The sequence below is a fragment of the Streptococcus mitis SK597 genome (genome assembly GCF_000148545.1).
Classification (GTDB): domain Bacteria; phylum Bacillota; class Bacilli; order Lactobacillales; family Streptococcaceae; genus Streptococcus; species Streptococcus mitis_C.
On sequence record NZ_AEDV01000085.1, the window covers coordinates 1 to 9,523 of the forward strand.

10 protein-coding genes are annotated in these 9,523 nt (G+C 40.9%); 3 read left to right on the top strand and 7 right to left on the bottom strand.

Annotation, left to right across the window (positions count from 1 at the left end; genetic code table 11):
- Positions 1–24 precede the first annotated feature (24 nt).
- The 5 genes from SMSK597_RS11105 to SMSK597_RS11125 form a co-directional block, all read right to left on the bottom strand.
- The gene (locus SMSK597_RS11105) at positions 25–1,989 is read right to left on the bottom strand and encodes a peptide ABC transporter substrate-binding protein (RefSeq protein WP_000748912.1); all 1,965 of its coding nucleotides are present in this window, start codon (positions 1,987–1,989) and stop codon (positions 25–27) included.
- A 137-nt stretch (positions 1,990–2,126) separates the two neighbouring features.
- Complete coding sequence (gene rpmH, locus SMSK597_RS11110) at positions 2,127–2,261, bottom strand: 50S ribosomal protein L34 (RefSeq protein ID WP_000831905.1); 135 nt, start codon at positions 2,259–2,261, stop codon at positions 2,127–2,129.
- 144 nt (positions 2,262–2,405) lie between these two features.
- A complete protein-coding gene (locus tag SMSK597_RS11115; RefSeq protein WP_000666453.1) occupies positions 2,406–3,620 on the bottom strand; it encodes a pyridoxal phosphate-dependent aminotransferase in 1,215 nt (404 codons plus the stop codon).
- A 143-nt stretch (positions 3,621–3,763) separates the two neighbouring features.
- Positions 3,764–4,321 (bottom strand): phospholipase A2 family protein, encoded by a 558-nt coding sequence (locus tag SMSK597_RS11120; protein WP_001203812.1) that lies wholly within the window; start codon positions 4,319–4,321, stop codon positions 3,764–3,766.
- A 20-nt stretch (positions 4,322–4,341) separates the two neighbouring features.
- Positions 4,342–4,644: a hypothetical protein gene (locus SMSK597_RS11125; protein WP_004238474.1), complete on the bottom strand. Its 303-nt coding sequence runs from the start codon at positions 4,642–4,644 to the stop codon at positions 4,342–4,344.
- Positions 4,645–4,805: 161 nt separating this feature from the next.
- Here SMSK597_RS11125 and SMSK597_RS11130 point away from each other — a divergent pair, with 161 nt between their 5' ends.
- Positions 4,806–5,258 carry a universal stress protein gene (locus SMSK597_RS11130; RefSeq protein WP_000079148.1) on the top strand — a complete coding sequence of 151 codons (453 nt, stop codon included), beginning with the start codon at positions 4,806–4,808 and terminating at the stop codon, positions 5,256–5,258.
- A gap of 227 nt (positions 5,259–5,485) precedes the next feature.
- Here SMSK597_RS11130 and SMSK597_RS11140 read toward each other — a convergent pair whose 3' ends face one another.
- A complete protein-coding gene (locus tag SMSK597_RS11140; protein ID WP_000452108.1) occupies positions 5,486–6,877 on the bottom strand; it encodes a Cof-type HAD-IIB family hydrolase in 1,392 nt (463 codons plus the stop codon).
- Positions 6,878–6,942: 65 nt separating this feature from the next.
- Between SMSK597_RS11140 and SMSK597_RS11145 the strand changes: the two genes are divergently transcribed.
- The gene (locus SMSK597_RS11145; protein ID WP_001124790.1) at positions 6,943–7,905 is read left to right on the top strand and encodes an asparaginase; all 963 of its coding nucleotides are present in this window, start codon (positions 6,943–6,945) and stop codon (positions 7,903–7,905) included.
- Positions 7,906–7,958: 53 nt separating this feature from the next.
- Here SMSK597_RS11145 and ccpA read toward each other — a convergent pair whose 3' ends face one another.
- The gene (gene ccpA / locus SMSK597_RS11150; RefSeq protein WP_001090625.1) at positions 7,959–8,969 is read right to left on the bottom strand and encodes a catabolite control protein A; all 1,011 of its coding nucleotides are present in this window, start codon (positions 8,967–8,969) and stop codon (positions 7,959–7,961) included.
- A 238-nt stretch (positions 8,970–9,207) separates the two neighbouring features.
- Between ccpA and SMSK597_RS0103115 the strand changes: the two genes are divergently transcribed.
- Positions 9,208–9,523: DUF960 domain-containing protein (locus SMSK597_RS0103115; protein ID WP_000886037.1), on the top strand; the 316-nt coding region annotated here is incomplete at its 3' end.

Here is a 9,523-nt window from a genome sequence, read left to right on the forward strand (position 1 = left end):
AACTGAAAAGCATGACTAGGAATATCATTGAATGTGGTTAGCTAAATCTTCCTGAGCTTTTTTATTTGACTCAGCTTTTTCTTTTAGCCATTTTTCATAGAGTTCTTGGTACTGTTTAGCAGTTACTGCCTCTTTTTGCAGTTCAACATATTTATAGTTGTCAGCATCTCCTTTGTGTCCAACGAATGAGAATGGACCTGTAAACGGCACAGTCTTACGGAAGATTGGGTTGGCTCCACCACTTTGAACTGGTAGGAAGAGGGCGCTATCTGTCAACCAAGCTTGGGCTTCAGCATATTTTTCATAGCGAGCTTGAGTATCTGTGATTTCCGCATCAGCCTGATCCAAGAGTTTCTTGTAGTCAGCAAGACCAATCTTGTCCTTAACTTCCTTGTCTTTTCCTTCAGACAAGCCCATGTTTTTCAACTGAGAACCTGTCTCTGGATCAAGGATGGCTAGGTAAGTCTTAGGATCTGAGTAATCTCCACCCCATCCTGAGATGTCGATGTCGTAGTCTTTTTGTTCTGCTGTATCTGCAAAGTAGGTTGCTTGGTCTTTTTCATCTGGAGAAAGTTGGATAACGTCGATAACTACATTCTCCTTACCAAGAGTTTCTTCCACTGTTTGTTTGAACGATCCAGCCTGTTGCACATCCAACTTAGCAGTCTGGTCAACTGGCATATCCAAATGAATTGGGAAGGTTACTCCTTGAGCTTGCAGACTTTCTTTGGCCTTAGCAAACTTCTCTTTGGCCTTTTCAGGATTCAAGAAGGCTTGCTTACCATCGTTTAGGTTGATATTTGCCCAATCTTTACCGTAGTTGACAATTTTCTCATTGACAATATCACCAAAGTTCTTATCGCCAACTTGGACAAAGTTACTTGGTGTAACTGTGTTACGCAAGATACGGTCTGCTCCATCCTCACCATTTGTCTGCGCTGCATAAGCATGACGGTCAAAGGCAAAGTTGATAGCCTGACGGAAATCTTTATTTTGCATAGCTGCGCGTGAATCTGTCTTTTCCTTATCAGACTGTTTCATAGTTTGCTTGTAGCTTTGACGATTCACGTTGAAAAGATAGTAGAAAGTAACTGAGTTTTGTGGTGTGTAGGTAATCTTGTCCTCATTCCCCTTCTTGAGTTCAGCAAAGACTGAACTTGTTGGGAAGATACGTCCGTCTGTGTAGTTGCCTTCCAAAAATCCTCTCGCCAAACTATCTTGGTCAGAACCGTCAAAGAAAGAGAGTTTCACTTTCTCAATTTTGACATTGTCCTTATCCCAGTAATTAGGGTTTTTGTCAAATTCAATCAAAGATTTTGATGAGAAAGATTTAAACAAGTAAGGACCATTTGACAAGATACTTGATGGTGTCACACTTCCAAAGTCATCTCCCTTAGACTTCAAGAAGGCTTCATTTACAGGATTAAGGATACTTGCTGTAGTTTTAGAGTTCCAGTAAGTCTCAGGTTGGTTGAGGGTGTACTGTAGCGTGTAATCATCCACCGCCTTAACACCGACAGTTCCAAAATCAGATGATTTCCCTTCAACATAATCTGCTAGCCCCTTGATAGAGTCTTGCACCAAATACAAGTTTTCAGCCTTTTTATCCGCCGCATACTTAAGACCAGTCACAAAGTCATGAGCTGTTACATCCGCATACTCTTCTCCTTCAGAAGTGTACCATTTAGCTCCCTGACGAATCTTATAAGTGTAAGTCAAACCATCTTTTGACACAGTCCACGACTCAGCCATAGATGGAATGAGATTGCCATACTGGTCATTTTCCAACAAACCATCAATCAAGTTGGTTGTGATACTAGATGTTGAGTCTCGTGTAGAGGTAATATAATCCAAGGTATCTGGGTTGCTAACAAAGATATAAGAGTAAGTCTTGTCTGCACTACTTGATTGGGAAGACCCACATGCCGCTAGAGCTAGACCTGCTGTCAAAGCCATAGCTCCAAAAAGCATAACTTTTGATTTCTTCATGATTATTCTCCATTTTTACAGTATGTGAAATATTATACACCATTTAAGCAAAAATATAAAGCCTTTTTGAACTTTTTTACAAAAATAAAAATCAGTAGACTCGAGTTCCTACTGATTTTTGTTATAGTTCGTTTGGATTATGCAGCCAAAACTTTGCGTCCTTTACGACGACGAGCTGCCAATACGCGACGACCGTTTTTAGTTGACATACGGTTACGGAATCCGTGTTTGCGCGCACGACGAAGTTTACTTGGTTGATAAGTACGTTTCACGATGAATACCTCCTCATAGATTTTGTATTCGTTTAGCCGGCTATAAAGTGATCAGTTACTAAACATACTTTACTATTCTATCTGATTCTTTCACTTTTGTCAATAGCTCAAGGCAAATGTTTCCAGCTTTTTCAGATGTAAGCCCTATCTGCGATACTGTTTCAAGAAACGAGTCATTTTTTCTTGGATTTGGGCTAGTTCATCAACACGAGGAAGATAAACGATACGGAAGTGGTCTGGTTCCTGCCAATTGAAGCCTCGACCATGAACCAAGAGAACCTTTTCCTGCTTCAAGAAATCAAGGACAAATTGCTCATCATCATCGATACGGTACATATTGCGGTCGATTTTAGGGAAGATATAGAGCCCAGCCTTGGGTTTAACGGCAGACAAACCTGGAATATCTTGAATGGCATTGTAGATGAAATTTCTTTGCTCGTAAATTCGTCCACCGGGAAGGAGCAATTCATCGACCGACTGGTGGCCACCCAAGGAAGTTTGTACGACTTGTTGGGCCAAAACATTAGAGCAAAGGCGCATATTGGACAGCATATTGAGCCCTTCGATATAGCCTTTTACATGTGCCTTAGGTCCAGACAAGACCATCCAACCCACACGGAAACCAGCGATACGGTGGGATTTTGACAGACCATTCATGCTGACACAGAAAACATCTGGTGCTAAGCTCGCCACAGGCGTATGCACATGTTCATCCATTACCATGCGGTCGTAAATTTCATCCGCAAAGATAATCAAATCGTTTTGACGGGCAATCTCAATAATCTCCAACAAGAGTTCCTTAGGATAAAGGGCTCCAGTTGGATTATTTGGATTGATAAGGACGATTGCCTTGGTATTGGAAGTGATTTTTGACTTGATATCGTCAATATCTGGGTACCATTCTGCAGCTTCATCACAGATATAGTGAACGGCATTTCCCCCAGCTAGGCTGACAGCCGCTGTCCATAAAGGATAGTCTGGCATAGGCACCAAGACCTCATCTCCATTGTCCAAAAGCCCCTGCATGGACATGACAATCAACTCACTGACACCATTTCCAAGGTAGATATCATCAATATCTACGTTTGGAAATTTTTTCAATTGGCAATACTGCATGATAGCCTTACGGGCTGAGAAAATCCCTTTAGAGTCAGAATATCCTTCACTATCACGCGCATTCATAATCAAGTCATGAATGACCTCGTCTGGCGCTGTAAAGCCAAATTCTGCTGGATTTCCTGTATTCAGACGTAAAATCTTTTCTCCGTTTGCTCGCATTCGCATGGCTTCTTCCAAAACAGGACCACGGATATCATAAGCAACATGCTCTAACTTACTAGATTTGTTATATTCTTTCATCTTGTTTCCTCAATTCATCAGGATAGTAACATTATACCACTAGAAAGAGAATGCGACAAGTTTACTGAAATGTGTTACTAATTTCGTATAGAAGAAAAACCTCGCTAAAAGCGAGGAAATAGGGGAGAGTTTAAAGAGAATAACTATCCACCATAATTTCTCATAGTAGAAAATAAGGTATAGGCTGCAGATGCATATAATCTCCCATCTGGAGATAATACGTCACTATCAAGAATAGCTTTTAACTGTTTGATAAATCGTTTATCACAATCAATATTCCAATATCCATTATCTCTATAACAAATATCGTGATCTTTACATGCCCAGTCTAAAATATCAATTGCATTCCCATTTCTATCATCCATTGTATGACCTGGGCCACACCAATTACCATAAGTAGGAATCAAACCTCTTCTTATTCTTTTTATTACTTTATTATGAGATAGCTTCTGATTTTTATAACTTATAGCGAGTTCATTCACCATTTCTGCAAGAGTTATTGTTTCTTTATTTTCATTCTGTTCTTCCATAATATCCGTCCGAATAAAAGGAATATTCGATTCATCTAATTCAGTGTATTTTTTCAAAATAGTAATTGATTGATCTATATTATTGGAATTTTCCTGAGCTATAACAGGAATAACCATTCCAAAAGTAAACAATACAAACATCATTGTAATTATATATTTAGAACATCTCATATCAACACCTCAACTAATTTCTACATACCAAAAGATAAACCTAGAAAAAGCAAGCCTAAAAAGGAGTCATAAAGAAGATTGAACATGAGGAAAAGTCCCCATATCATCAAGTAATCCCAACGCCCACTTCGTTTTGCAACTAGGAATAATAGAAAATGGTAGAGTAGGTGAAAGACTAAAAATCCGATAAAACCTGGATAAAGAAACGGTACCAGACTCTCTAATTGCCAGATCATAATCACTTCTACCAAGACTGACACTAGGATAATTCCATAATAAAGGAAATTTGATTTTTTTGTTTCTTGAAAAGAGTTTTTCATCATTCTCCCTCCCTTCACTTCTTTCCTGCTGTCCTTTCTTTTATTTTATCATATATTTATATAGATGTTAAGCACTAACATTCTTTTGAAAAATACTTTTTTTGCTTTACTTCTATAGTGAAAAGGTTTACAATAATAGTAAGAAAATTTCAGGAGGTTTCATTATGGCACAACGTTACCAAAATATTATGGTCGCAATCGATGGTTCTAAGGAAGCAGACTTGGCTTTTGTCAAGGGAGTTCATTCTGCTCTACGAAACGACGCTAAACTCACCATCGCACATGTCATTGACACACGCGCTCTCCAAAGCGTATCCACCTTTGATGCTGAAGTTTACGAAGAACTCCAAGTCGACGCTGAAAGTCTGATGAAAGAGTACGAAAAACGTGCTAAAGATGCTGGTGTGGCAGATGTTCACATCGTCATTGAAATGGGAAATCCAAAGACCCTACTGGCACGTACTATTCCAGATGCTGAAGAAGTGGACCTCATCCTCGTTGGCGCAACTGGTCTCAACGCCTTTGAACGCCTCTTGGTTGGTTCTTCATCTGAATACATTCTCCGCCATGCTAAGGTCGATTTGCTGGTGGTGAGAGAACAAGAAAAAACCTTATAATTATAAAGAAAAGGAGCTCAGCGCTCCTTTTTGTTTACTATTTATACTCTTCGAAAATCTCTTCAAACCACGTCAACATCGCCTTGCCGTATATATGTGACTGACTTCGTCAGTTTCGTCTGCAACCTCAAAACAGTGTTTTGAGCTGACTTCGTCAGTTTCATCTACAACCTCAAAGCAGTGCTTTGAGCAGCCTGCGGCTAGTTTCCTAGTTTGCTCTTTGATTTTCATTGAGTATTATTTCTCTCTTTATGGCGTTCATAAGCCTTGAGCTGACGCTGCAGTTCCTTTTTAATAGCAGGTTCTGGAGCATATTTTTCTTCCCAATCATCTGGTTTTAAGATTTTGTGGGTCACTGGATCAAAATGAGCCTTGCCATCTGGAAAAATTTTCCCCATATTGGCCTGATGGACAATGTCAAAAATACGTTCTGGGTCCACTCCCATCAAGACAAAACTACCGTAGGTGAAATAAAGCGTGTCAATCAAGGCGTCTACCTGCCCTACCAAATCTTGCTGAGCAGGCGTCTTCTGTGCTACCTTATCTGCTGCCTTATCAAGGGCCTGATGAAGTTGCGATAGAGCTTGACCAAAGTCCTCTTCAGAAGGGCTGGCAGCTCGAACAAACTCCACCAATTCTTCTATTTTAAAGCCAGCCCTGTGGGTTGCACCTTCTAAATCCCAAGCTCGAGGTTCTTCTTGGGTTCGTTCATCCATCATGTGGTGGAAGGTCTTGACCTTATTGAAATGATAGTCACGGCTGACAAAGACTTTTTCTGAAGCCAGAACACCAAAATGTTCCAAGGCCTTGTGGATTCCGTCTTGCTGATTGCTGGCCGTGATGTGCTTAGCAACTTCCTTGACACTGCTACTACCATTTCCCATAGCGACCGACATACCGACACCTGCAAGCATTTCTAGGTCGTTATCTGAGTCACCAAAGGCCATGACTTGGTTGAGATCGAAACCATATTCTTTCCCAACTCGGCGTATGCCTTCCAATTTAGAGTTCCCTTGATTGATGACATCCGCTGCAAAAGGATTGCTACGTGTCAATTTCAAATCTTGAAAATCTGCTGCCGCCTTCTCAGATTCTTCTGGTGTCATCAGCATCAAAACTTGGTAGATAGGCTGATTCATCAGATGAAGCAGGTCTTCTTCCTTTTGGGGAACAACCTTGCTGACCATACGATTAAAGGAATGACTCACTGTCCGAGTTAAAACAGAGGGAACGAAGCGACTGATTCGTTGGGAAAAAGAACCCAAACCAAAGGACATGATTTTAGAACCCAACATGGCATCCTTGGTCCCTAGGGCAATCTCCTTGCCCTCTTTTTTAGCATAAGAAATTAGCTGACGCAAGTGTAACTTAGAAATAGGGCTCGTGAACAAGACTCTGTCTTTATTAAAGATATACTGGCCATTGTAGGTTACCGCAAAGTCCAGGTCCAAATCGTCCATCAATTCCTTAACAAAAAAAGGTCCTCGTCCTGTCGCTACACCGACAAGCACCCCTTGTTCTTTGACGATTTTAATCGCGTCCTTAGTGGATTTCAAAACACTCTTGCGATCGTTGACCAAGGTTCCATCGATATCAAAAAAAACAGCTTTGACTTCCATCCTATCCCAATCTCCCCTTTTGTGATACAATGATTATACCACATTTCAGAAAGAGTGAGTAAATCATGCCTAAGAAAATCCTTGTTTTACATACGGGCGGAACTATTTCCATGCAAGCCGATGCTTCTGGCGCTGTTGTGACGAGTTCAGATAATCCCATGAACCATGTATCCAATCCCCTCAAAGGAATCCAAGTCCACGCCCTAGACTTTTTTAACCTGCCAAGCCCCCATATCAAACCCAAGCATATGCTGGCTCTCTACCAGAAAATTAAAGAGGAAGCAGATAACTACGATGGAGTGGTAATCACACACGGGACCGATACTTTAGAGGAAACAGCTTATTTCCTTGATACCATGGAAGTTCCCCATATGCCTATCGTTCTAACAGGTGCCATGCGCAGCTCCAACGAACTCGGCAGTGATGGTGTTTATAATTATCTGAGTGCTCTACGAGTGGCTAGCGATGACAGGGCTGCTGACAAAGGAGTTTTGGTCGTTATGAACGATGAACTCCACGCTGCCAAGTATGTCACCAAAACACATACGACCAATGTCAGTACCTTCCAGACTCCTACTCACGGCCCCCTTGGTCTCATCATGAAACAGGAAATTCTCTACTTTAAAACAGCTGAACCCCGCGTCCGCTTTGACCTAGATCACATACAAGGATTAGTCCCTATCATCTCGGCTTATGCTGGTATGACAGACGAGCTGATTGATATGCTGGATTTGGAACAATTGGACGGTTTGATTATCCAAGCCTTCGGAGCTGGTAATATTCCCAAAGAAACGGCTCAAAAATTAGAAAGCCTTCTGCAAAAAGGAATCCCAGTCGCTCTGGTTTCACGATGCTTTAACGGTATAGCGGAGCCTGTTTATGCCTACCAAGGTGGGGGCGTGCAGTTGCAAAAGGCCGGTGTTTTCTTTGTTAAAGAACTCAACGCCCAAAAAGCCCGCTTGAAACTCCTCATTGCCCTCAATGCCGGACTAACAGGACAGGCTTTGAAAGACTATATGGAGGGCTAAACCTCTTCTCTAGAAAGCAAAATCAGGAAATCTTCACGATTCCCTGATTTTTTCTATTTACGTTTTCGTGTTGAACGACGTTCTGTCAAACCATGAGGTAAGAGAACTTCACGTTCTTCCAACTCTTCCTTGTGCATAATCTTAGTCAACATACGCATACTAATGGCACCAAGGTCATAAAGAGGTTGGGCAATAGTTGTCAAGTTTGGACGGGTAAAGCGTGCAATTTGCGAATCATCACTAGTAATAATCTCAAATTCTTCTGGTACTGACACACCTTTATCAGCAAGACCGTTCAAGACACCTGCCGCCAACTCATCACCTGTTACAACTGCTGCAGTTGCATTTGATGAAATCAAGCGTTCTGCCAAGGCATAGCCATCTTCATAAGTGTATTTAGATTCAAATACCAATCCTTCGCTATAAGGAATACCTGCTTTTTTCAAGGCTTCCTTGTAGCCAACCAAACGAACCTTACCATTGATGTCATCCACTAGTGGACCGCTGACAAAAGCAATGCGCTCGTTCTCTTTAGCGAGGTAGGTCATTGCATCAATCGTAGCTTGTTTGTAGTCAATATTGACACTTGGAAGCTGATGTTCTACATCCACAGTTCCCGCAAGAACAACTGGTGTCCGAGAACGAGAAAACTCTGAACGAATTTTTTCAGTCAAGTGGTACCCCATAAAGATGATACCATCCACTTGCTTAGAAAACAGTGTATTGACAACTGAGACTTCCTTGTCATCATCCTCATCACTATTGGCAAGGACTATATTGTACTTGTACATTTCAGCGATATCATCAATCCCTTTAGCAAGTGTTGAGAAATAACCATTGGTAATATTGGGGATTACAACACCGACAGTGGTTGTCTTTTTACTTGCAAGACCACGCGCCACGGCATTTGGACGGTAATCCAAACGGTCAATCACCTCGAGTACTTTTTTACGGGTATTCTCTTTTACATTTTTATTGCCATTGACTACACGGCTAACTGTCGCCATTGAAACTCCTGCTTCACGGGCGACATCATAAATCGTTACTGTATCGTCTGTATTCATTCCATTTCCTTTCTATATCATACCTCACGAGACTCCAAAAAAAGAGACGGTATGAAAATTTCGTTTTCATGATTCCACTTATTCCATTTTATCACTATTTGTAAACACTTTCAAGTATTTTTTGAAGATTGTTTGAAAAAAATTTCATAGAAAACTATGTTTATGAAGAAAAAATCACCTTTTCTTGATTTTTAATCCTATTTGCTGTATGATAAGGGAAAAGAAAGGGGGAAGAAATATGGCTTTTACCAATACCCAGATGCGGTCGGCTAGTTTTGGCATTGTTACCAGCTTGCCTGATGACGTCATTGACTCTTTTTGGTATATCATCGACCATTTCTTAAAAAATGTCTTTGAATTGGAAGAAGAACTTGAGTTTCAATTGCTTAATAACCAAGGAAAAATTACCTTCCACTTTTCAAGTCAACACCTCCCTACAGCCATTGATTTTGACTTTAACCATCCTTTTGATCCTCTTTATCCGCCAAGAGTACTGGTTTTAGACATGGACGGTAGAGAAACTATCCTCCTCCCAGAAGAAAATGACCTATTTT

Coding starts and splice junctions, on each gene's coding strand:
- SMSK597_RS11105 (WP_000748912.1), bottom strand. CDS start 1,989: ATGAAGAAATCAAAAGTTATGCTTTTTGGAGCTATGGCTTTGACAGCA.
- SMSK597_RS11115 (WP_000666453.1), bottom strand. CDS start 3,620: ATGAAAGAATATAACAAATCTAGTAAGTTAGAGCATGTTGCTTATGAT.
- SMSK597_RS11120 (WP_001203812.1), bottom strand. CDS start 4,321: ATGAGATGTTCTAAATATATAATTACAATGATGTTTGTATTGTTTACT.
- SMSK597_RS11125 (WP_004238474.1), bottom strand. CDS start 4,644: ATGATGAAAAACTCTTTTCAAGAAACAAAAAAATCAAATTTCCTTTAT.
- SMSK597_RS11130 (WP_000079148.1), top strand. CDS start 4,806: ATGGCACAACGTTACCAAAATATTATGGTCGCAATCGATGGTTCTAAG.
- SMSK597_RS11140 (WP_000452108.1), bottom strand. CDS start 6,877: ATGGAAGTCAAAGCTGTTTTTTTTGATATCGATGGAACCTTGGTCAAC.
- SMSK597_RS11145 (WP_001124790.1), top strand. CDS start 6,943: ATGCCTAAGAAAATCCTTGTTTTACATACGGGCGGAACTATTTCCATG.
- ccpA (WP_001090625.1), bottom strand. CDS start 8,969: ATGAATACAGACGATACAGTAACGATTTATGATGTCGCCCGTGAAGCA.